Raw genomic sequence first — 22176 nt, 5'->3', positions numbered from 1 at the left:
TCCGGTTTTCGGATAAGATCATGCTCAAACAAAGAGAGGAAAATAGCTCAGCGCTTTTTGTGCAATGAGACTGGAAATTTGACCGTCTGGCCATCCCGCGCGGCAAAAGCGCCGGCAAACCTGTCCTTGGCCAGTTTCTCGATCTCGTCCAGTTCCTCGTCGGTGCGTGTCGGATCGTGGTGAAACAGCGCAAGCTCCCGCGCACCGGCCGCCTCACAGAGCTTGACGCCCTGTTGCCATGTCGAGTGTCCGTTACCGCGGCGGCGTTCCATTTCCTCCTCGGTGTAGGCGCAATCGTAAATGACGAGGTCGGCATCTTGGATCAGGCCGAGCACCGTCTGATCGAGTTTGTCCGGCTCGTGCTCAGTGTCTGTGATCACCGCGACGACGCGGCCGCCCCATTCGACCCGATAGCCTACGCAGCCGCCCGGATGGTTAAGACTGCCGGTTCGGACCACCACCCCTTCGCGCGGCCGAAGCACGTCTCCGGATACGAAATCGCGACAGTCGATGCTTGCCTTGCAGATATCGAGTTTCACCGGAAACCATGGCGGCCGCATGAACTCATCGACCATCTGCCGGGTCGTCATGCGTCCTGCAAGATGCCCGGACCAGAGCCTGACCTTGACGCTCCGGTCATAGATCGGCTTGAAAGCCGGCAGCCCGATGATGTGATCGTAATGGCAATGGGTGAAAAACAGGTCGAAATCGGTCACGCCCGACGCCTGAAGCGCCCAGCCGGCAGGCCGTAGGCCAGAGCCCGCGTCGAACAGAAGCGTATGCTTACCGCATCGCATCTCAATGCAGATTGTGTTGCCGCCATAGCGAGAGAATTCTGGCCCCGATACCGAAATGCTGCCGCGCACGCCCCAAAACCTGACCAGGAAAACGTCGTCGTCCATGCTACCCCTTCGCAGTCCAGTCGCCTATGGTAGCCAGTGCCATCACGACGGCGAGGATTAAGCGCAAGGTCATTCGTTATTTGGCGCTTCGTGCGTCGATCAGATCCGCGGTCGTATGGCTTAGGCGATCGGCAAGAACCCGCACCATCTCGATGGTCATTTCCGGGAACTCCTTCATAAGCCTCAGGAAATGATCCTTGCGGATTCTCAAGGCTTCCACCGGACTTGCGGCTCTGACGGTGGCCGTGCGGGAGCTGTTGCACAATATGGCGATCTCGCCAACAATCGAATTTGGCACCAGTTCGGCAACTTTTATCGGTCCGCTGTCGGAATCGACCAGAATATCCGCGCTGCCTGAAAGAATGACATAGGCGGCGTCTCCCTCGTCGCCCTGCCGGAAAAGGATTTGGCCGGCGCTGTAGCTCACGCGATCGGATGTGAACGCAAGCAGCTTGAGCTTTGTCGGCTCTATGCCGGAGAACAAGGGAACGCGTTGCAGCATTCCAACCTCATCCTTGAGCAGCATTGTCGCAAACCTTCCCAAAATTTACGTCTGCGAGACTAGAACAACCGACACCCAGATGGAATCAATTCTGTTTCCGGATGGCGAGACGAACCACGCGAAAGGTGGCGAGCCCGATCGGCCGAAACCTCCCCTTGAACTTGCAGCAAGTTCCCACCGGCAAAATGATCCCATCTGAATGTCCAATGCTCTATGACAGCAGTTCCTTAAAGATACCCCTTCCCGCCAAAAGTGTCTCGTGTGTTCCGTCTTCCACCAATTGACCCGAGTCGAAGACGATGACGCGATCGAACATCATTGCCATTGCCGGGTTCGTCACAACCCACACAATTGCCGGCGAATGGCCGTCGCGTCTGGCTTCCTCGAGCACGTTTCGCAGCACCTTATCCTGCATGCGCTGATCGAGCGCCGACAGCGGCCGGTTGAGAATGAGAAAATCAGGACGCTTGAGCAGGGCTCGGGCAACATCGAGCTTCTGTCGCTGGCCACCGGTCAGCCGCCTGCCGCCGGCGCCGACGTTGAAGTCCAGGCCGACATCCAGAAGTTCGGCATAAAGACCCAGTTCATCAAGAATGTCATAGACGATGGAGCGTATGCGGTCCGGCGCGTCGGGATGGTTGTTGCCCACACGCCCGAACAGGACATTATCCATGACGGTGGCCGCGGCAATGTATTTGGCAGGATCATACCGTTCGATCGCATTTTGCAGCTCGGGCGGCAGGTTTTCATAGAACCGGTTGCGTGCAGCGACGATCTTGCTCATCAGCTCGTCGCTCAGCAGACCGAAGCGGTGCCGGGGCTCGATATAGGCAAAGCTCAAGGTGACGATCATGGCGCGGTCGGTCTCCGAAACCGCCTCGTAGGGACGGTTCTTGAGCCGTTGCAGCAAGGTTTCGTAGGCGGGTATCTCCTCGGCGCTCATGAAGGCGAGCTGCTGGAAGAACTGGTGATCGGGCGGCAGGTCGGCAAACAGCTCGATCGCCTGTTCGGCGATCTCCATGCCCATTTCGTAGAGCGTGCGGTCGAGGCCGGCTTGCTTCAGCACAGAAGCAAAATAGGGATTGGCCGCCAGAGCCCTGTCGGCAAGTTCGGGGCCGGCGGCAGCGCCGAAGAGCAGGTTTTGGCCGATCGTTGCTTCCTTGTTGTAGGCGCCTGGCTCGAAAGGAGCCACCAGTCCGCTCAGCCCTTCGTGTTCCAGCCGGGTTCGCAGCGCCGCACGCAGTTCGACGATCCGCCTGGCAAGCTCCGTGTGACGCGTGAGGTCGGCCGAAGAGCGCAAGCCAAGATCCAGAATGTCGCGCGACAGGACAACCGCGTCGAGCACCCGGCGCACGGCTTCAAAGAGGTCGTGCGGGCCGGTAGCGCCGGCGGAAGCGTAGTTGACCCAGTCGCTGTGGATATCAAGCTCCGGATTGCCCGACCGGCGCGCCTCGTCGACGTTCCAGCGGCGCTGGTCTGCCGCTGCACCTTCATAAGGCACCGATGTCAGCGGCGCATGCTTCAAACCGTAGAGCAGGTTATCGCGGAGGCTTGCCTGGAACAGGAAAACATCCGACGAGGCATAGGACATGCGCCGGCCGGTCACTGCTTCGGGGAGTTCAAGCAGGTCGTCGGCGCCCGAAGCGATCCTTCCGCTGTCCGGCCAGGTCAGCCGCGCGAAGGCTTCTGCAAGCGCCTCCGCTCCACCTGTCGCGGTACTGACCAGCGCCACCGTCTCACCCGGCCTGACCTGGAGGGAGATACGATTAAGGAGCATTGCACCGCCATCGTCTGCTATGGACAGACCGGTCGCCGACAGTGGGTTGGTCATCGGAGCGGGATCGTCGATCGTCAATGCCCCGATTCTCGGCGCAATGAGATCCTCAACGGTAAACTGTTCAACGACCTGCTGATATTTGACCTGGACATCCTGCCGCGCCTGATCCCAGTCGATCAGTTCCTTCATCGGTCCGGGCAGGTCCTTGTAGGCGCCGATCACGGCCACGAGCTGGCCGACGTCCAGCCGCCCCTGGATGACCAGATACCCGCCGATCATGTAGAACAGAAAGGGCGTGAGCTGTGCCAAAAAATTGTTGAGGAACTTCACCATGAATTTCCATTGGTAAAGATCGAAGCGGATCTTGAAGATGAGCCCGAGCCGGGCAGCTATGTCGGCGCGCTCGTAGTTTGATGTATCGTGGACGTGAACCGCGCCGATGCCGTCGACGATTTCGCCAACCCGGCCCGAAAGCGCGCGCGCCGTCAACTGCCGCTCGCGTCCAAGCACGATCAGCCGCCGCCGCATTCGTGGGATGAGCACGATCTGGATCACCACGATCACGACTGCAATCATTCCGAGCCAGACGTTCTGGACCATGATGAACAGCATGGCCGTCAGCGCCTGGCCACCGAGCAGCACCGGCTGCACGAAGGCATCGCCGATGAAGCCTCCAAGCGGCTCCACCTCGTCCTTCACCATGGTTGCCACTTCGGCGGATTTCACCCGCTTGAAGTAAACCGGCGGAAACCGCAGCACACGATCGACCAGGTCGAAACGGATACGCCTCAACATGCGTTCGCCGAGGCGGCCCTTGTAGGTGTTGATGTAGAGTTTGAACAGGCCGTTGATGACGACCAGCAAGAGGAACACAAGGCTCAGGGCAAACAGCGTCGACGTGCGGTCGAGCTGAAAACCGGAGAAGAACAGGACCTCACCAATGAACGGCAGGTCATAGTGTAGCCTCATGAATGGCTGGGTCGCGCCCGGTTGCTCGAAGCCCCTACCTTGGATCGGGCCGTTGACGATCAGCTTCGGCAGGTCGAAGGACATGAAATACGGGATCATCGAAAGCAGGACGATCATCAATATCCAGATCTGCTGCTTCTTGGTGTGCGTCCAGATATAACGGGCTAGGCTGGGTTCCATATGCGACTGTGGACCCTTCAGTTGGAAGGACGCAGGATGTAAAAGCACCTGCTGGCGAATGGCGTATCGGCAATTTCTACGTCGAAGCTGCGGTGCACGGAAATTGTCCTGGGCTCAAATGCTTCGCGGCTTCCGTTAGGTTTTTGCGAAGAGCCGAGCACGAGGCCGCAGCTGCGCGGCTGGTGCTGGCGGATGGACGCCGATGGTCCGGACAGATGCAAGCGGCTCTCTCCGGCACCGGGCAATGGCGAAGCGGCTTGCAGCATAATCACGTCCGCGGATCAAACAGCCTTGCGGGAGGCAAGATTGCGTCGCCCGAAATCCCAACATACAAGACGAATATGATGGATGTCACGCAACCACGCAATGCCGGCATGGACGGGCACGAGCAGACCCTGGACCTCACGCGGGGAATTGCTGCCTATGTCAAATGCCCTCTCGTGGCAGGGCTGGCGCGCGTCATCGCCAAGCATCCGCAGGCCGATATCGCCAACGCTTTCAACCACAAGCAGGTCGCCTGCAAGATGTGGGCGCTCGACAGGCTGTACGAAAGCTGCGGCGGCCAGTTCGGTCGCATATGGGTTCTGGGTGGATGGTACGGCGTATTGCCGGTAATGCTTTTCAACGACGCCCGCTTCGACATCGCGGCGGTCGACAGCATCGACATCGATCCCGAAGTCGGGGCGGTCGCCCGGACCCTCAACCGGGAAGCCGGCGACCGGTTCAGGGCGCTGACGGCAGATATGTATGCACTCGACTATGCTGCCGGGCGGCCCGACCTTGTGGTCAATACGAGCTGCGAACACATAGCCGATCTGCCCGCCTGGCTTGCTCTGCTTCCGCGGGGCACGAATGTGCTGCTGCAATCGAACGATTATTTCAGCGAGCCAACGCACATCAACTGCGTGGCCTCACTTGCAGCCTTCGAAGCCATGGCGGCGCTGCGGGAGATCAGGTTCTCCGGTGAACTGCCGACAAAAAATTATACGCGCTTCATGCTGATCGGAACTGTTTGAAGCGCGACTCGCGTTAGGATTTCGGGGACCAGGTTCGATACCGCTCGCGCAGGATTTGCGCCGAGCGACGCGCGCCTTCCAGATCGAGACGATGCGCGGATGGCGTCGGTCCCACAAGCGCCCGTTCGATCGCTTGCGCCAAACCTTCAGGCGTCAGGTTCTGTTCCATCAGCACCGTTGCAAGACCGAGTTTTTCGAGCATCAAGGCGCGAAACGTCTGTTCGGTTTCCCCGCCGGCTACAAATGGAACGAGCAGGGAGCGACAACCCGCGCGCAGGACATCGCAGACCGTGTTGTAACCCGCCTGCGAGACTGACAGGCGGGCGCCGGTCAGCAGGCTGGCGAAATCCTCGCGGAACCGGAAGATGGACAGACCCGGCGTGGCATCGCGTGCAATCGCGTCAAACTCGTCTTTCGGCAGGTTTGGGCCGGTGATCAAACACCATTTCGAAGCGTTGTTGGCATTCCGCGCAGCTGCGATGGTGGATCTGACAAGGTTCTTTCCAGCAGCCCCGCCGCCAACCGACACCAGCACGTCGAAGCGCTCGGAAGCCGCGGGCGCCGGCGGCGCGGCAACGAGCCCTGTGTAGGTGATCTCGGCCCTGATCGCCCCAGCCAGTGGAAATGTCTTGTCGATGGTTGCGAAAGCCGGGTCGCCGTGGACTATAACCAGGTCGAAATGCCTGTTGATGAGATCGACCGTTTCCTCGTCTCGGCCCGGCTTGACGCGCTCCTGAAGGATATCGCGGACGGACGTCGCCAGCAGCGGCCTGGGCAACGCCGCGTCGATGGCCTCGATCAGCGGCAAGAGTTCGAAACGCATCTGCCGGCGTCCAAATGGAAACGCCTCGACAATGACGATATCAGGCCTGCAATCCCGGAATGCCTGCAGCAGCATCTCTGAACGCGATTTCTTGAAATCATCGTCGATGGGTTTGCCCTGCAGGTCGACAAGACCGGAAAACCCTTCATCACCGGAGGTGACAGGTGGCAGGGTTACAGACTTTACACCTGGTCCCGGAAACCCCGCGATCGGCGCTCCGCCGGTCACGACGGTTACGTCAAACCCGTCATCGACCAGAGCCGCCGCAATGCGGCTGGCGCGCGCGAGATGGCCGATACCGAGCAGGTGCTGGACATAGAAGAAAGCGCGCAGCCGCTTCATTCGGCGGCCCGCCACTCCCGCTCGAACAGTTCCTTGAGCTGTCCAATGCTTGCCGTATGATCGAAATTGCCGCGCACGCGCCGCTCTGCGGCGTCGCCGAGGCGGGCGCGCAGCACGGGATCACGGATCAGGCGCTCCAGCGCCTGTGCCAGGGCAATTGGGTTTTCCATCGGAACCAGCAGCCCGGTTTCATCCGGCGATAAAAGCTCCGGCACACCGGAAATATCGGTCGACACGCAGGCAAGCCGCTGGCTAGCTGCCTCCACCAGAACATTCGGCAGACCGTCCCGGTCGCCATCTGCGGTGATCCTGCAGGCCAGGGCGAAGATGTCCGCGCAGCGGTAGTGCTCAAGCACCTCCTGCTGCGCAAGCGCGCCTTTCCACGAGACGCGACCATCCAGTCCGAGCTTTTGCGCCAGCGCCTTGAGCCGTTCCAGTTCCTCGCCGCCGCCGATATGCTCGAAACGCCACGCCAAATCGCCAGGCAAGAGGGCAAGGGCCTCCAGCAAGGTATCGTAACCTTTCTTTTCAACGGCGCGCCCGACACTCAGAACGATAACCGGTTCGTCCGGCGCCGAGCCGTCATGCTGCTTTCGCGCCTCGCCGAAACTGCCGAAGCGATCAAGGTCGAGCCCATGATAGCTCAGATGCACGGACGAGTTGCCGTTGGCGAGTTTTTTCAGCCGGTCGAAGCCCGTTTTCGTGCAAGTGACCGTCCAGCGCGCCGAGGAAAGCTTGCCAGCCAGATCCCAGTCCGCCGAAGTCCAGATGTCCTTGGCATGGGCCGAGCAGCTCCAGGGCAGGCCACGAAGCTGGCTGGCATAGCGCGTCACCGACGCCGGCGTGTGCGCGAAATGTGCATGCAGCCAGCCCGCGTCTTCCGGCCATTCGGCCGCCAGCACGAGCGCTTGCCCAAAGCGTCGCGCGCGATTGCGCGTAAAGTCGCGGGGGATATCGGTAGCCAGCAATCCGAGCGCGCGCCAGAAGCTCGGCCGCAGCAGATAGGCAAACAGCGAGCGAACCACGCGCAACGGCTCCTCATGCAGATATTCCGGCAGATAATGGACGGGTGCTTTGATCTCGTCATGCACGGGGTGGCGTTTTGCGTCGGTCGGCCGCCTGAGCGCGACGAGTATCAGGTCGAACCCCGCGCGCTCCAGACCAAGCAGTTCCTGCGCGATGAAGGTTTCCGACAGCCGCGGATAGCCCTTCAGAACCACGACGATCTTGCGGTGTTGCAACTCAGTTCATGCCTTCAATGACCGAAAGGTGATGGCCGGCCCGCCGGTCGAGCAGTTCCGCGACGATTTCGGAAATATGAGGCAGCCCTTCCAGCGTCAGATGGGGATTGCTCTGCGATGGGCGGGGTCGGTCCGGCAGCACCTTCAGTGCATTGGCAAACCGCCGGGAATCCTCGGCTTCTTCCGGCAAAAGCATCTCGATGAGGCCGAGTTCGGCTGCGCGCCGTGCTCGGATCAGTTGTTCCTCGCGAGGCTTGACGCGCGGCACGATCAGCGCCGGCTTGTCGAAAGACAGTATCTCGCAATAGGTGTTGTAACCGCCCATCGCCACTACCGCCTTGGCGCCGGCAATCAGCTCTTCCATGCGATTGTCGAACTCGATCATCTTGATATAGGGGATCTTGGACCCTTTCCTGAGCAGCTTGTTGCGCTTGCGCGCCGGCATGTAAGGCCCAAGCACGATCAGCGCCCTATGCTGCAACTGCGGATCCTGCTGATAGGCATCGATGACGTCGTGGATCAGTTCACCGCCATCACCGCCGCCACCGGTGGTAACGAGGATATAGTCGCCCTCGGGCCGGTGGCCGGGCAACTCGTTCTTCTGCAGGCTCCGTTGCAGGAAACCGACGAACTTCATCTTTGCCCTGACAGCCGGTGGCACATCCAGGCCGGTCAACGGATCGTAGAAATCCGGCGGACCATAGGCCCAGACCTTGTCGTAGAACAGGCCTATCTTGCGCATCACATCCCTGCGTGCCCACTCTGCTTCGAGCAGATGCGGCGCGTCCATCACCTCACGCAGGCCAAGCACGAGCGTGGTGCCCCGCGTCTTGAGGTAGGACAGCGTGTCCTCGATCTCACCGCGCAGGCCGAGCGGTTCCTTGTCGACGATGAAGATATCCGGCCGGAAGGTCTCGGCTGTGTGGCGGATGATCGACTGGCGCATCCTCAGCGTCTCATGCAGATCGATATCCTTTTCCAGCGAGGTATACTCGCCGTTGCGCAACTTGATGACGCTGGGGATCTTCACGAAGTCGACACGGGCGCGGTAGTCGAAGGCGCCGGCGATAGGCGCACCCGAAATGATAAGCACCTGAAGTCCGCGGAAATCCTCGACCAGCGAATGCGCGATCGTCCGGCAGCGCTGCAAGTGGCCGAGCCCGAACGTGTCGTGGCTGTACATTAGAATTCGCGCGTTTTGTACGTGCTGGGTCATTGTTGAACGTCTTTTAGAATTCTCGCCTGAGGACCGTGGACGGCCCCGCACGAAACCATCCCCGCGGGTCTATCGACCTGTTTTGAAACATGAGGGCACAATTTTCAATTTGTATTATCCAAGACGGCCCAAATGCTGAAGCCAGGAAGCTGCGTCTGCTCGGCTGCCCGCCTGCCACATGGTCCAGAAGAAGCTTCATCATTCACTGGTATGATCCTCGCCGACGCAGATCCGTTCGCTTGGCCAGCTTGCAGAGGCCTTGTCGATCGACCGGTCCCCCATTGGCCGGTAACACCTTCGTAACTGAGCGTCCAGCCAGTGCGGTTGCCGATTTGATCGTTCGAACCGCTCGAAGATCATTTGGACCGTCGCACGAAGCCAGCGAACCTATGCCTAGAACTGAGCGGATTCGGCAGTTTTTAGCCCATCAACCAAATGCTGAAGGTCCGCGTCATTCGCGTAGTGCAGGGTGGCGACCAACGTGTCGATCGTGAACTCCGAATCCAACTTGCTTATTTTAGCGTAGTGCGCGGCCGCAGCTGTCCGATCACCCAGCCAGCCATAGGCGGCCGCAACAAAGGCGTGCTGGCTGGCATCCATCTTCGACAGATGCATGAAGGCCTCGACGGCTTCCGAGTATTCCCGGGCTGCAAAGAGCGCTTTCCCGAGATGGCTCCAGAAGCGCTCCGGGTGGTGAGGGTTCAGCCGCATGGCCTTGCGAATCCAGTCGGCCCCTTCCTTGGGCCGGCCGAGCCAAGTCAGAAGTTCGCCCTGCTGGACCACGACAAGATCGTAGTTCGGATTGAGCGCGAGAGCGCGTTCCTGGTGGTGGCGGGCCTTGGTCAGGTCGTTGCGGTTGATGTTGATCGCCGCCAGGATTCGTTGGACGTCCGCATCGTTGGCGTCCAGCGCCTGCGCCGACTCCGCCTCGCGGACAACCTCGTCGAAAGTCGCGTCCTTGTCGACACACCAGCCGTAGCCCCAGGCTTGCCCCAGGATGCAGCCCTTCCAGGCGTGGGCATGCGCGTAGTCGGGGTCGAGCTCCACTGCCCGCGTTATCAGTTTCAGCGCCTCCTCGTTCTCGGCGCGACTGCTGCGATGGTGGCGGACCTTGGCCGCCAGCACACATTCGTAAGCGGCCATGCTGGCCGGCGTCTTGCGCGCGACGAGGTCCTGTTGCGCGGCCTCGACGCGGCCTGGCAGCGTGGCCACGATTGCCGCAGTCAGCTCATCCTGGATGGCGAACACGTCGTCCAGCTTGCGATCGTATCGCTCGGCCCAAATATGTGTGTCGTTTGCTGTGTCGATCAGCTGGGCGGTGACCCTGAGCTGCCCGCCCGATTTGCGGACGCTGCCCTCCACCAGATATTGTGCGCCCAGCTTCTGGGCGATTTCGCGCAGATTCACCGACTGCCCCTTGTAGACGAAGGTGGAGTTGCGCGAGATCACGAAAAGCTCATGCCGGCGCGAAAGTTCCGTGATGATGTCCTCGGTCAGGCCATCGACGAAAAATTCCTGTTCGGAATCGCCGCTCATATTGGCGAAGGGCAGGACGGCGATCGAGGGCTTGATGACGCCACGTCGGGCGGCGCCGTTGCCCGCTGCCGAAGCAGCCGCGTCGAGCACCGCACGCCAGACCCGCACCGGGCGTGAAATGTTCTTCAGCGACTTCTCGCCTAGATCCTCGAACTTGACTTCAATGCGATCGGAGACCTGTTCGTAAACGGCTTGGGTGACGCATACCCCGCCGACATCGGCGAGCTGCTCCAGTCTCGCCGCAACGTTGACGCCGTCGCCGTAGATGTCGCCATCATCGAAGATGATATCCCCGAGGTTGATGCCAATGCGAAACTGGATACGACGGTCCTCCGGCACGTCTGTGTTGCGGCGGCGCATGCGGATCTGAATCTCTGCGGCGCAGCGTACGGCGTCCCCCACGCTTTGGAACTCGACGAGCATGCCATCGCCTGTGGTCTTGATAATTCGGCCCTGATTCTTGGCGATTGCCGGATCGATGAGCTCGATCCGGTGGGTTCTTAGCCGGGCGAGCGTGCCCTGCTCGTCGGCTTCCATGAGCCGAGAGTATCCTGCCATGTCGGCTGCAAGCACTGCAGCGAGCCTGTGTTCCATACTTCAGCCTCAAAGAAACACGCAACTTTAACATGGAGTCGCTGGAATCAAAGGCTTAGTGGGTATGGTACGGGATTTTCGCCTTGCCCGCATCCGAGGCACTGGAGGTGAGAAGCGAAGGTCGCGCCAGGTTCGTACACTTGGAAAACTGCTTATCGCGATTGGTGCGGGCTGTTCGTCGAGTGAGCGACAGATTGGCCGTCGTTCAAGACGTTTGAGATAGGTGTCGCTGTAGATAAGACCTAGGCCAAAACCGTGCTAGGATGGCCACAGCGCGGCGCGACATGTCTGCTTCAAAGCGGTCAGGAACGGTTGTCATGCTCAATCCAATCTCCATCATGGCCGACCGGCTCGGCGACTATCTGTCAGAACTCTATCTCCAGTATTTCTCGCATCGCAATTCGGAATATGCGAGCTACATAGGCGGGGCGGCCCGCCTGGTCCTGGAGCGCATCGGCAATTCGAACGCGCTCTATCACAACATCGAACACACTCTGATGGTTACGCTCGCTGGCCAGCAGATCATCCGCGGCCGGCTGCTTTCGGAATCCCTGACCCCCGATGACTGGCTACATTATACCTGCGCGCTGCTTGTCCACGACATTGGCATGGTGCACGGCGTGTGCCAGGGCGACACCGAGGACAGCTTCGTCATCAACGAGGCCGGCGACCGCCATACGCCACCGCGCGGCGCCTCCGACGCGGTACTTGCGCCCTATCATATCGAGCGCGCCAAGATCTATACGCGCCAACGGTTTGCTTCCTCGAAGTTCATCAACGAGGAGCGCATTATCGAGGCGATCGAGATGACGCGCTTTCCGGTGCCGAACGATCCGGCATATCAGGTCACCAACACCGAGCCGGCGCTGGTTAGGGCCGCGGACCTGATCGGCCAGCTCGCTGATCCCTTCTACCACCGCAAGCTGCCGGCGCTGTTTGCCGAGTTCTCTGAGATCGGGATGGTGGAAAAGCTCGGCTGCAAGACCGCCGCCGATCTCGGCGCCATCTTCACCGATTTCTTCACGCTGCAGGTCGAGCCCTATATCGGTGACGCGATCCGCTATCTGGAGCTGACGACGGAAGGCAAGCAGTGGATCGCCAACCTCCACAGCAACCTCTTCCAGTCCGGGCATCGCCCGGCCAGGATCGGGCCGTTCCCCGGCGTGTTGCAGCCGACCTCGGCGAGCCTTTCGGTGGTAACTTAAGAGCCCGGGATTGTTTCCTTTTCCGCCGGTGGCAAGCAGGCTACGGACCTCCCGGTAAGCGACGTGCCGTCCGGGGCGGTCCAGCCTGGACGCCCAGCCCTATACGATCGCGTCACGTCCCAGGTCACATCGGCAGAAACGGCCCACCCCACCATTCCCCAACCGGTAAGATAAAGCTGCGGCGTGATGGTGGCCGGCGAGCATGGGCATTCCTGAGGCTGCATCGGCAAGTGGTCTGGGCCGAGCTGCACGTCCCCATGCGAGAGCGATGAAGGCCAAGAGGTCAAGAAACGTCCTTTGCGCAAAGTGGATAGCAGGACGGTTGTATTAGGTGTAGCTTAAACATCAATCTGGCGCGGGAACATCGCCAACGAACGGCGAGCGGGGACTATGAACAGAAAAGGCATGTTCAGTGGGCTGCGCCGAGGACATCGGGCGCTGAACGGCGTGATCTGGTCTAACAGGGCAGGGGCAAAACATGGGCAACGATCGAGACTTCCCGGCTGAAGCCGGTATCGGCAACAAAATCACGCGGCGGGACGCATTGATGGCCGGCACGGCGGTTGCGGCGTCGCGACTGGCTACACCCGTCGGCCTTTCGGGCGTGCTCGCCGGCCTTGCTGGGGTTCAGCCTGCGGCGGCCCAGCCGGCGCGCCCCAACATCGTCTACATCGTCGCTGACGACATGGGCTTTGGCGATGCCGGCTTCAATGGCTCGGATATCCCGACCCCGAATCTCGACAAGCTCGCCGCGGAGGGCGCCCGGCTTGAGCAGTTCTATGCCTTGCCGATGTGCACGCCGACGCGCGCGGCGCTGATGACCGGGCGCTACCCGCTGCGCTACGGCCTGCAGGTAGGTGTCATTCCTGCGGCAGGCACTTACAGTTTACCCGTCGACGAATATCTTCTGCCGCAGGCACTGAAGGATACCGGCTACACGACGGCGATGGTCGGCAAATGGCATCTCGGCCATGCCAAGCCGGAGTTCTGGCCACGGCAGCGCGGGTTCGACTATTTCTACGGCGCGCTGGTCGGAGAGATCGACCACTTCAAGCATTCGTCCCACGGCGTGAAGGACTGGTACCGCAACAACAAGCCGCTCAACGAAACCGGCTTCGACAACACGCTGTTCGGCAACGAGGCCGTGCGGGTTGTCGAGCGCCACGAGGGCAAGAGCCCGCTGTTCCTGTACCTGGCCTTCACCGCGCCGCACACGCCGTTCCAGGCGCCGCAGGACTATCTCGACCGCTTCAAGGACATCGCGGACGACAACCGGCGCAAATATGCGGCAATGATCTCGGTGATGGACGACGGCGTCGGCAAGGTGGTTGCGGCGCTCGAAAAGAAGGGCATGCGCGACAACACCATCATCGTCTTCCACAGCGACAACGGTGGTGTGAAGAACTCGCTGTTTGCCGGCGATTCGAAGGTCGGCGGCGAGCTGCCCGCCAGCAACGGACCTTATCGGGACGGCAAGGGCACACTCTACGAGGGCGGCACCAGGGTCGCCGCGCTCGCCAACTGGCCCGGCAAGATCAAGCCGGGCGTGGTCGACAGCATGGTCCACGTCGTGGATATGTACCCCACGCTTGCCGCCGTCGCCGACGCCAAGCTGGAGAAGAACAAGCCGCTGGACGGCATGAACGTCTGGGACGCCCTGAGCGAAGGAAAGCCGTCTCCCCGCAGCGAGGTGGTCTACAACGTCGATCCTCTGGCCGGCGCCGTTCGCAAAGGCGACTGGAAGCTCGTGTGGAAGGCCTCGTTGCCTCCCAAGGTTGAGCTCTTCAATCTCGCCGATGACAAGTCCGAAGCTCACGATCTCGCGGCGGCGAACCCCGACAGGGTGAAGGAGCTGCAAGGGCGCATAACCGAGCTGGCAAGCGAGATGGCCCCGCCGCAATTGTTTATGGAAGCAGTGCGGTTGACCTTCTTTGCGCCGCCCATCACTCCCGATCCGTCAATGCTATTCAACTTGGGAGACTGACAGGCGGGATGGGCAGGCCGATCGAGGCGCCGGCGCGCGAGGACATGGTGTGGATCCCCGGCGGCGAATTCCTGATGGGTTCGGACCACCACTATCCGGAAGAGGCGCCGGCGCACCGTGTTGTCGTCGGCGGCTTCTGGATGGATCGCACGACTGTCACGAATGCCGAGTTCAGGCGGTTTGTCGAGGCCAGCTGCTACGTCACACTGGCCGAGCATCCGGCAAATGCCGCGGACTATCCTGGAGCCGGCGCCGATTCATTGGCGCCGGCTTCAGCCTTGTTCGTCAGGCCTGCGCGCGGCATTGATCGCAGCAATCACTACAACTGGTGGGCCTACGTGCGCGGCGCGAACTGGCGGCATCCGCGTGGGCCCGCCAGCACGCTCAAGGGCCTCGAAGCCCATCCTGTCGTCCATATCGCATATGAGGACGCGCAGGCATATGCGAACTGGGCGGGAAAGGCGCTGCCGACCGAGGCCGAATGGGAGTTCGCTGCCCGCGGCGGGCTGGATGGCGCCGACTTCGTTTGGGGCGACGAACTAACGCCGCGCGGCCAGCATATGGCCAACACGTACCAGGGCGAGTTCCCGTTCCGCAACGATTGCGAGGATGGCTATGAATGGACCGCGCCGGTCGGCTCCTTTCCGGCAAATGGCTATGGGCTCTACGACATGGCTGGCAATGTCTGGCAGTGGACCACTGACTGGTACCAGGAGCACCGCCTGATAGAGAGCCCATGTTGTACGATGACCAATCCCCGTGGCGGCGAACGCGAGGCGAGCTACGACCCGCTGACGCCCGACATCAGGATCCCGCGCAAGGTCACCAAGGGCGGCTCTTTCCTGTGCGCCCCCAGCTACTGCCGGCGTTACCGCCCAGCCGCGCGCATGGCACAGCCTGTGGACACGTCCACATGCCACCTCGGTTTCCGTTGCATCACGCGTTCAGTGTGATGGCAGTTTGCCCCTGGTTAGGCGGGCGTAAACGCAGTGAATTCGGTATCGAGTAAAGTAGTGGTTCAATTCATCAGCGGGTAACGGTAAGTATATCGGTTCGGTCCGTGTTGCGCTGACGGCGTGCGCAGGAGGGATGTGACAATGTTGGTGGCGACCGGCCGCAGGCCTTCAAAGGCGAGCGCATCATTAGTCTCCGCCGAGTGCTGCCGGTTCAGAAGCGGTAGATCGCCCCGATCACCGGTCCCTGCTGGACGACGTCGAAGACGAAGCCGTCACCGTTGTCGTAATTGACCCCGGAAGCGCGATAGCCGACCAGGGCGGAGAACTTGTCGCTGACCTGATAACCGACGCCGCCCCACAGGTCCCACATGTAGTCGGACGAGCCGCCGCCGGCCATGGCCCAGCCGCTCAGATACCACTCGGGAGTGAGGTTCAAGCGCCCCTTGACCCCGGCCAGTGCGTCAACCCAGGTATCGCCTTCGCTGAAGGTCTGCCCATCGAGGATACCGCCGCTAAAAGATATGTCGGTGTCGACCGACCAGACCCGGGCGCCCGCCAGGAGATCGAGGCTGCCCGAGGGGTCGTCGATCAGGCGATATTCGCCAGCCGCGGTGTAGGTCACGCTCTGGGAGTCGACGCTAACGCTGTTGGCCACGATACCGCGAGGCGTGGCGTTTTCACCTGAAAGCTTGATGTACATGAGGTCGTTGAACAGCCCGAAGTCGCCGTAGCGGAGTTCGGCGACGAGCATCGCGCCGAAGTCCAGATGCTTCAGGATGTCAGAGAACGAGCTTTCTACCGAAACCGGCGGCAGGCCGAACTGTCCGACGTCGCCGCTCATGCCGGCCGCCCACAGATACGTGCCTGCGGTGAAGGACCAGTATGGCTGGCCCGCCGGCGCGGTTTCCTCCACCGTCTGCGCGTTCGGGCTGGGCAGGTCGGCGGCGAAGACGCGTCCAGAGCCAAGCAGGACGAAGCCGACAAGCAGCAAATTCCGATCAAAGCGCATTACAACTCCCCTCTTGGCAAGCTTTTCACAATATTAGCAGGATTTGCCCTGCGTGAAATTGATCAAAATCGCATCTGCGGCGCGGTGTTGCGTATTAGCATCACCTAAAATTCCACGGCCACCGCCGACGCCGCGGGCCGCATCCTTCAGGATATTCGACGATCGCTGCATCTCTAGGGCGCGGAAAACTCCCGCTGAGACAGGTCGTGAAAAGGCGGGAGAAACAGAGACCGGACGCGCGACCAAGACCGACTGTTCAGAGACGGCCCAGCCTATCTCAACCGAATTTCGAGCCAGCCAAGGCGAGCCATTTTTGCTGTGACTGAATGGTGATCCCGACAGGAATCGAACCTGTGACCTACAGATTAGGAATCTGCCGCTCTATCCTACTGAGCTACGGGACCATGCGGCCCGACACATAGCCGCTTCGGATCGTTTCGCCAAGAGGAAGGTTCAAGGCGCCGGGTGGATGCGCCAAGGCATGGCGCGGCCTTGAATTCCAAGGCCTGCGCCGTCGCCGACAAGCCCGCAATCTCGCCGTGCCCGAACGCCGGGCCGCATGCGGCCCGGCGTTAAAGTCCGTCAGGCGGCCAGCGCGGTTTCGGCCAGCTTCACCCAATAGCTCATGCCGTGCGGGATGACCTCGTCGTTGAAGTCGTAGGCCGGGTGGTGGAGGCCGGCGGTTTCGCCATTGCCGATGAAGATGAAGGCGCCGGGGCGGGCTTCCAGCATGTAGGAGAAATCCTCGCCGCCCATCACCGGCTGGATGGCGCGGTGCACCTGGGCGTTGCCCGCGACATCGGCCGCGATATCGCCGGCAAAGACCGTTTCCTCGGCGTGATTGAAGGTGACGGGATAGTTGGCGTTGTAGTCGACCTCGATCGTCGCGCCGAAGGCGGTGGCCAGCCCCTGGCAAATGGTGCGGATGCGCTCCTCCGCCTTCTTGGCGACTTCCTTCTTCAGCGAGCGCACGGTGCCGGCGATCTCGGCGCTTTCGGGAATGACGTTGTAGGCGTCGCCGGCGTGGAACTTTGTCACCGACACCACCACCGCCTCGACCGGGTCGGTGCTGCGCGAGGCGACCGTCTGCAAGGCGCCGACCAACTGGCTGGTGATGACGATCGGATCGATGGTGCCGTGTGGCATCGCCGCATGGCCGCCGCGGCCCTTGACGGTGATGGTGAATTCGGCGGTCGCCGCCATGATCGGGCCCGGCCGGATGGCAAACTGGCCGACCGGCAGGCCCGGCATATTGTGCATGCCGAACACTTTGGAGATGGCGAAGCGGTCCATCATGCCGTCCTTGACCATCTCGTTGCCGCCGCCTCCGCCTTCCTCGGCCGGCTGGAAGATCACAGCCACGGAACCGCGGAAATTGCGGGTCTCGCTCAGGTATTTGGCCGCGCCCAGCAGCATCGCCGTGTGGCCGTCATGGCCGCAGGCATGCATTTTCCCGGGAATGGTGGACGCATAGGGCTTGCCGGTGATCTCGTTGATCGGCAGCGCGTCCATGTCGGCGCGCAGCCCAATGGTCGTGCCGTCGCCCTTGCGGCCGTGGATGATGCCGACCACGCCGGTCTTGCCGAGGCCCGTCACCACCTCGTCACAGCCGAATGCCTTCAGCTTCTCGGTGACGAAAGCGGCGGTCTGGAAGACGTCGAAGTTCAGTTCCGGCGTCTGATGCAGGTGTCGTCGCCAGCCGGCAACCTCTTCTTGCATCTCGGCGGCGCGATTCAGGATAGGCATGATCGGTCCATTTCGCTGTTGGGGCAGCCGGGTTGCGTCTGCTCAATTGCAATCGTGATTGTCCGGCACTTTGCCATGTTGGCGTCACATAGGGTAAATAGCACCGCAGCAAAGCGGTCCGGGGATGAGGGTCGGACCAATATGCTGGCGACCGTGTAATGAAATCTTACGGAGCCAGAGGCGACTACGGCAAGAGGCGATTTCGGATTCCATGATGCGGTACAGGCATTTTCTCAAATTGTTGCTGGCGGGCGCAGTTGCGCTGCCCGCCTTCGCGACATCGGTTCTCGCCAATCCGCTGGTCCTGTTCGACCTGCAGACGGGCAAGATCCTCGAGCATCAGGACGCCTTCAAGCGCTGGTATCCGGCCTCGCTGACCAAGCTGATGACCGCCTATGTGACGTTCCGGGCGATCGCGGCGGGCGAGGTCCAGCTCGATTCGCCGATCAAGGTGACGAAGCATTCCGCCGGCGAGCCGCCGAGCAAGATGGGCTTCAAGCCTGGCTCGGTGATGCGGCTCGACAATGCGCTGAAGATGATGCTGGTCAAATCGGCCAACGACATCGCCATGGCCGTGGGCGAGAATGTTGGCGGCTCGCAGGCAGCGTTCGCCGAACGCATGAATGCCGAGGCGCGTCGGCTCGGTATGACCGGAACGCATTTCGTCAATCCGAACGGGCTTTATTCGCCCGAACAGTACACGACGGCGCGCGACCTCGCTCTGCTGGTGATGGCGATCCGCAGCGAATTCCCGCAATACGCGCCCTGGTTCTCGATCGAGGGGCTGGCCGTCGGCAAGAAGGCGATCTCGAACTACAATCTCCTGATCGGCCGCTATCCCGGCGCCGATGGCATGAAGACCGGTTTCGTCTGTCCTTCGGGCTTCAACATGATCGGTTCGGCAACCCGCAACGGCCGTACGCTGGTGGCGGTGGTGCTTGGCGAAAAATCCGCGATAAGCCGGGCCGAGACGGCGGCACGCCTCCTCGACCAGGGTTTTGACGCGCCGGCGACCGGCTCGACCACCATCGCCGCCTTGCCGTCCTATGGCGACACGCTCTCGGCCAACGACATGAATGACGAAATCTGCAAGAAGAAGACGAAGGCGGAGCAATCGGAAGCACCGCCGGCCATTGCCGCCAAGGACGTGCCGAAATCGCCCTACCAGCAAAAGCTCGACCACGTGCCGACCCTGGTCGCCGTCGGCCTCGGCGGCGCCACCGGGCCGACGCCGAAGGCGATGCTCGACGAGGCCGGCCAGGAATTCGCCGACGTGCCGCTGCCGACCTGGCGGCCCGACCGGCCGGCACCGGCCGGCGCCACCGTGGTTGGGTCGGCCGCCGTACAGGGCGACCAGCCGGTCAAGGCCGCGAAGAACTAGGCGATGGCAAGCTTCCCGATCCCCGTGTCGGTGCTGACCGGTTTCCTCGGCGCCGGCAAGACGACGCTGCTCAACCGGCTGCTCAAGGATCCCGCACTCGCCGACACCGCCGTCATCATCAACGAGTTCGGCGAGGTGGCGATCGACCATCTGCTGGTCGAGCAGGCGTCCGACGGCATCATCCAGCTCTCCGATGGCTGCCTTTGCTGCACGGTGCGCGGCGAACTGGTCGACACGCTGGCCGATCTCGTCGACAGGCTGCAGACCGGCCGTATCGCCAAACTGGCCCGCGTCGTCGTCGAGACCACCGGTCTCGCCGATCCGGCGCCGGTGCTGCAGTCGATCATGGCGCATCCAGCGCTGGTCCAGGCTTTCCGGCTCGATGGCGTCATCACTTTGGTCGACGCGGTCAATGGCAATGCGACGCTCGATGCCCATGTCGAGGCGCTGAAACAGGCGGCCGTCGCCGACCGCATCGTGCTGACCAAGACCGATCTGGTGACTGAATCAGGCGATCTCGATGCCTTGCGGACCCGGCTGCGGCAGATCAATCCGGGTGCGGCGCTGCTCGAGGCGGGCGACAGGAGCACGGGAGCGGCGGCGCTGTTCGACTGCGGCCTCTACAATCCGGCGACGAAATCCGCCGACGTGCAGCGCTGGCTCGGCGAAGAAGCCGGCCATGATCATGGCGATCACCATCATGGCGATCACGACCATCACCACGGCCATCGCCACGATTCACGCGTGCGGTCCTATTCGCTCGTGCATGACGGTCCGGTGCCGTTTTCGGCGATCGAGATGTTCCTCGACCTGTTGCGCTCCACGCATGGCGAGCGCCTGCTGCGCATGAAGGGCGTCATCGAGTTGCAGGAGGACCCGTCGCGGCCGCTGGTCGTGCACGGCGTGCAGAAGATCCTGCATCCGCCGGCGCGGCTGCCGTCCTGGCCCGACGGCCAGCGTGGCACCAGGCTGGTGCTGATCACGCTCGACATGCCGGAGGATTATCTGCGCCGGCTGTTTGCCGCCTTCACCAACCGGCCGTCGATCGACACGCCCGACCGCGCGGCGCTGGAAGACAATCCGCTGGCGATCGCCGGGCGGCGCTAGAGCGTTTCATCGTTTCACGGAAACGCTGAACCGCTCAATCTCTTTGTTCTGACGCAATTCCGGACGGAAAACCGTTTCACACTTTTCCTGCAATTGCTCTAGCTCGCGAAGGCGACAGATTACCGCAAGATTTCCACGGTGCCGCCACGCTCAACCAGAAAACGATGGCCGCCGGAAACCGCCGCCGTTTCGATCAGCTGGTGGCCGGCGTCGGAGCAGAAGGCGGGAATGTCGATGACCGCCAGCGGGTCGGTGGTCTCAAGCCACAGCCGGCTGCCGGGCCGCATCGCGGCCAGCCGTTTTTTTGCCTTGAGCACAGGCAAGGGGCAGTTCAACCCCTTGAGGTCATAGACAGCGTCGCGCTTGACCAAGGTGAAAAACCTCAGCCGCCGAACATGCCGAGCAGCTTCTTCTTCAGCTTCGTCACCGTGCCGTCGCCGGCGTCAGCCGCCTGCGTCTCTGCCGGTGCGGCCTCGGCGGGCTGCGCGATGGTCGCGGTGGCGACCGGCTGCTGGGCCGCGGCCTTCTCGGCCTCCTTTTCGGCCAGTGCCTGCGCCTTCGCCGCCTCTTTCGCAGCCTTCGCGGCCTCGATTGCCGCGAGCCTTTGTTCTTCGGCCTTCTTCTTGGCCGCCTTCTCCGCGTCGAGCGCGGCCATCTTGCGGCCGGCTGGCGAATCGATGCGGCCCATGCGCGCCGTCTCGGTCACCGTACCGTCGGAGTTGAGCGACGGCGGATCGATCGGCACGCGCTCGCCGCGGGCGCGGCGCTTCGACCAGTCGGAAACGATGCTGGCTTCCTTGATGCCGGCAATCGTCGGCTTGGGCGCCGGCACGCTGGACTTGACCGCGCCGCTGAACGCCGCTTCGTAAGTGCTCTGGTAGGCGTTGTAGGCGCTCTTCAGCGAATCCGGCTGCGTGCTGGCGGGGCAGGGCCCGGTCGGATCGAAGGTCGTGCCTTCCGGAGCCACCTGGTTGAAGACGTAGCGCTTCTCGCAGACATCGACCTTCGGCGGCACCTTGGTGATCTCGAAATTGTCGTAGCCGACCTTCAGCATCTTCCAGAAGTCGTAATTCGGGTCGTTGCGGTAGCGCGCCATGTTGGCGGGGGTCATGCGGAACGGAAAGGCCTCGATCTGGAACTCGGTCTGGCCGCCCTGGAAGGCGTCGCGGCCGAAGGCATAGATCTGCTCGATCTGCGCATCCGTCATCGAATAGCAGCCCGAGGACGAGCAGGCGCCATGCACCATCAAGTTGGAGCCGGTGCGGCCGTTGGCGCGATCATAGGCGTTGGGATAGCCGATGTTGAAGGACAGATGGTAATTTGAGCGCGGGTTCATCTGCTGGGGACGAACCGTGTAGAACCCTTCCGGCGCCTGGCGGTCGCCCTCGGTGAATTTGGGTCCGAGCTTGCCCGACCATTTGCAGATGTCGTAGCTGGCGACCAGATCGTAGCGGCCGTTGGTCTTGGCCTTCCAGATCTCCAGTTTGCCCTCTTCCTTGAAGATACGAGCCATCACCGAGGAGGTGCGGACCATGCCCTTGGCCTTCATGTCGGCCAGGATCTTGTCCGGCAGCGGCTTGTTGGCCTCCGGGGCGAAATCCTTCATCGAGGAATCGTTGCAGCCGGCCACGCCAATCGCGGCGATCAGGGCTCCGGTGCGGGCAAGCTTGGCAAACATGGGTATGGCTAT

Annotated in this window: 17 protein-coding genes and 1 tRNA gene; 6 read left to right on the top strand and 12 right to left on the bottom strand. The window is 61.8% G+C overall.

Annotated elements, in window-relative coordinates:
• Positions 1–47: 47 nt before the first annotated feature.
• The 3 genes from A6B35_RS00915 to A6B35_RS00905 all read right to left on the bottom strand — a co-directional run bounded on the left by A6B35_RS00915 (position 48) and on the right by A6B35_RS00905 (position 4330).
• On the bottom strand, positions 48–902 hold the full coding sequence (locus A6B35_RS00915) for an MBL fold metallo-hydrolase (protein WP_006200275.1): 855 nt from the start codon (positions 900–902) through the stop codon (positions 48–50).
• A gap of 76 nt (positions 903–978) precedes the next feature.
• The gene (locus A6B35_RS00910) at positions 979–1428 is read right to left on the bottom strand and encodes a cyclic nucleotide-binding domain-containing protein (RefSeq protein ID WP_006200274.1); all 450 of its coding nucleotides are present in this window, start codon (positions 1426–1428) and stop codon (positions 979–981) included.
• 187 nt (positions 1429–1615) lie between these two features.
• Positions 1616–4330, bottom strand: coding sequence for an ABC transporter transmembrane domain-containing protein (locus A6B35_RS00905; protein WP_006200273.1), 2715 nt, complete (start codon positions 4328–4330; stop codon positions 1616–1618).
• Between the two features lie 344 nt (positions 4331–4674).
• On the opposite strand from A6B35_RS00905, the gene A6B35_RS00900 reads away from it, so the two are divergent.
• The gene (locus A6B35_RS00900; RefSeq protein ID WP_081482062.1) at positions 4675–5346 is read left to right on the top strand and encodes a class I SAM-dependent methyltransferase; all 672 of its coding nucleotides are present in this window, start codon (positions 4675–4677) and stop codon (positions 5344–5346) included.
• Positions 5347–5359: 13 nt separating this feature from the next.
• Here the strand turns inward: A6B35_RS00900 and A6B35_RS00895 are convergent, their stop codons facing one another.
• The 4 genes from A6B35_RS00895 to A6B35_RS00880 form a co-directional block, all read right to left on the bottom strand.
• Positions 5360–6511, bottom strand: a complete 1152-nt coding sequence (locus A6B35_RS00895; RefSeq protein ID WP_006200272.1) for a glycosyltransferase family protein — start codon at positions 6509–6511, stop codon at positions 5360–5362.
• Positions 6508–7752, bottom strand: coding sequence for a glycosyltransferase (locus A6B35_RS00890; RefSeq protein WP_006200271.1), 1245 nt, complete (start codon positions 7750–7752; stop codon positions 6508–6510). Before A6B35_RS00890 ends, A6B35_RS00895 begins: the two co-directional genes overlap by 4 nt.
• Before the next feature lies 1 nt (position 7753).
• Positions 7754–8968 (bottom strand): glycosyltransferase family protein, encoded by a 1215-nt coding sequence (locus A6B35_RS00885; RefSeq protein WP_006200270.1) that lies wholly within the window; start codon positions 8966–8968, stop codon positions 7754–7756.
• A 393-nt stretch (positions 8969–9361) separates the two neighbouring features.
• Positions 9362–11098, bottom strand: a complete 1737-nt coding sequence (locus A6B35_RS00880) for an adenylate/guanylate cyclase domain-containing protein (protein WP_040582051.1) — start codon at positions 11096–11098, stop codon at positions 9362–9364.
• 317 nt (positions 11099–11415) lie between these two features.
• Between A6B35_RS00880 and A6B35_RS00875 the strand changes: the two genes are divergently transcribed.
• The 3 genes from A6B35_RS00875 to A6B35_RS00865 all read left to right on the top strand — a co-directional run bounded on the left by A6B35_RS00875 (position 11416) and on the right by A6B35_RS00865 (position 15240).
• Positions 11416–12303, top strand: a complete 888-nt coding sequence (locus tag A6B35_RS00875; RefSeq protein ID WP_006200268.1) for a hypothetical protein — start codon at positions 11416–11418, stop codon at positions 12301–12303.
• A gap of 478 nt (positions 12304–12781) precedes the next feature.
• Complete coding sequence (locus tag A6B35_RS00870) at positions 12782–14287, top strand: arylsulfatase B (protein ID WP_006200267.1); 1506 nt, start codon at positions 12782–12784, stop codon at positions 14285–14287.
• 8 nt (positions 14288–14295) lie between these two features.
• Positions 14296–15240, top strand: a complete 945-nt coding sequence (locus A6B35_RS00865) for a formylglycine-generating enzyme family protein (RefSeq protein ID WP_006200266.1) — start codon at positions 14296–14298, stop codon at positions 15238–15240.
• 214 nt (positions 15241–15454) lie between these two features.
• On the opposite strand, the gene A6B35_RS00860 is transcribed toward A6B35_RS00865, so the two are convergent.
• From A6B35_RS00860 to A6B35_RS00850, 3 genes are all read right to left on the bottom strand, one after another.
• Positions 15455–16252 (bottom strand): hypothetical protein, encoded by a 798-nt coding sequence (locus A6B35_RS00860; protein ID WP_006200265.1) that lies wholly within the window; start codon positions 16250–16252, stop codon positions 15455–15457.
• Between the two features lie 327 nt (positions 16253–16579).
• Positions 16580–16656: transfer RNA gene (locus A6B35_RS00855), tRNA-Arg, on the bottom strand.
• Positions 16657–16834: 178 nt separating this feature from the next.
• Entirely contained in the window at positions 16835–17998 is a 1164-nt protein-coding gene (locus A6B35_RS00850; RefSeq protein WP_006200264.1) for a M20 aminoacylase family protein, read from the bottom strand.
• 214 nt (positions 17999–18212) lie between these two features.
• Here A6B35_RS00850 and A6B35_RS00845 point away from each other — a divergent pair, with 214 nt between their 5' ends.
• Positions 18213–19379 (top strand): D-alanyl-D-alanine carboxypeptidase family protein, encoded by a 1167-nt coding sequence (locus A6B35_RS00845; protein ID WP_040582071.1) that lies wholly within the window; start codon positions 18213–18215, stop codon positions 19377–19379.
• A 3-nt stretch (positions 19380–19382) separates the two neighbouring features.
• Complete coding sequence (locus tag A6B35_RS00840; protein ID WP_006200262.1) at positions 19383–20486, top strand: CobW family GTP-binding protein; 1104 nt, start codon at positions 19383–19385, stop codon at positions 20484–20486.
• 119 nt (positions 20487–20605) lie between these two features.
• Here the strand turns inward: A6B35_RS00840 and A6B35_RS00835 are convergent, their stop codons facing one another.
• Together A6B35_RS00835 and A6B35_RS00830 are read right to left on the bottom strand one after the other, a co-directional pair.
• Entirely contained in the window at positions 20606–20857 is a 252-nt protein-coding gene (locus A6B35_RS00835; RefSeq protein WP_006200261.1) for a sulfurtransferase TusA family protein, read from the bottom strand.
• 11 nt (positions 20858–20868) lie between these two features.
• The gene (locus A6B35_RS00830; RefSeq protein WP_006200260.1) at positions 20869–22164 is read right to left on the bottom strand and encodes a L,D-transpeptidase family protein; all 1296 of its coding nucleotides are present in this window, start codon (positions 22162–22164) and stop codon (positions 20869–20871) included.
• Positions 22165–22176: the final 12 nt, after the last annotated feature.

This window comes from Mesorhizobium amorphae CCNWGS0123 (genome assembly GCF_001686985.1).
GTDB lineage: Bacteria > Pseudomonadota > Alphaproteobacteria > Rhizobiales > Rhizobiaceae > Mesorhizobium > Mesorhizobium amorphae.
Note: the sequence above shows the minus strand (reverse complement) of the source record. Positions and strands in the feature narration are given on the sequence as shown.

Bases quoted from the DNA above. Each gene is read 5' to 3' on its own strand.
- A6B35_RS00900 (WP_081482062.1), top strand. From the start codon at position 4,675: ATGGATGTCACGCAACCACGCAATGCCGGCATGGACGGGCACGAGCAG.
- A6B35_RS00875 (WP_006200268.1), top strand. From the start codon at position 11,416: ATGCTCAATCCAATCTCCATCATGGCCGACCGGCTCGGCGACTATCTG.
- A6B35_RS00865 (WP_006200266.1), top strand. From the start codon at position 14,296: ATGGGCAGGCCGATCGAGGCGCCGGCGCGCGAGGACATGGTGTGGATC.
- A6B35_RS00915 (WP_006200275.1), bottom strand. From the start codon at position 902: ATGGACGACGACGTTTTCCTGGTCAGGTTTTGGGGCGTGCGCGGCAGC.
- A6B35_RS00830 (WP_006200260.1), bottom strand. From the start codon at position 22,164: ATGTTTGCCAAGCTTGCCCGCACCGGAGCCCTGATCGCCGCGATTGGC.
- A6B35_RS00910 (WP_006200274.1), bottom strand. From the start codon at position 1,428: ATGCTGCTCAAGGATGAGGTTGGAATGCTGCAACGCGTTCCCTTGTTC.
- A6B35_RS00850 (WP_006200264.1), bottom strand. From the start codon at position 17,998: ATGCCTATCCTGAATCGCGCCGCCGAGATGCAAGAAGAGGTTGCCGGC.
- A6B35_RS00885 (WP_006200270.1), bottom strand. From the start codon at position 8,968: ATGACCCAGCACGTACAAAACGCGCGAATTCTAATGTACAGCCACGAC.
- A6B35_RS00840 (WP_006200262.1), top strand. From the start codon at position 19,383: ATGGCAAGCTTCCCGATCCCCGTGTCGGTGCTGACCGGTTTCCTCGGC.
- A6B35_RS00895 (WP_006200272.1), bottom strand. From the start codon at position 6,511: ATGAAGCGGCTGCGCGCTTTCTTCTATGTCCAGCACCTGCTCGGTATC.
- A6B35_RS00845 (WP_040582071.1), top strand. From the start codon at position 18,213: ATGCGGTACAGGCATTTTCTCAAATTGTTGCTGGCGGGCGCAGTTGCG.
- A6B35_RS00905 (WP_006200273.1), bottom strand. From the start codon at position 4,330: ATGGAACCCAGCCTAGCCCGTTATATCTGGACGCACACCAAGAAGCAG.
- A6B35_RS00870 (WP_006200267.1), top strand. From the start codon at position 12,782: ATGGGCAACGATCGAGACTTCCCGGCTGAAGCCGGTATCGGCAACAAA.
- A6B35_RS00860 (WP_006200265.1), bottom strand. From the start codon at position 16,252: ATGCGCTTTGATCGGAATTTGCTGCTTGTCGGCTTCGTCCTGCTTGGC.
- A6B35_RS00880 (WP_040582051.1), bottom strand. From the start codon at position 11,098: ATGGAACACAGGCTCGCTGCAGTGCTTGCAGCCGACATGGCAGGATAC.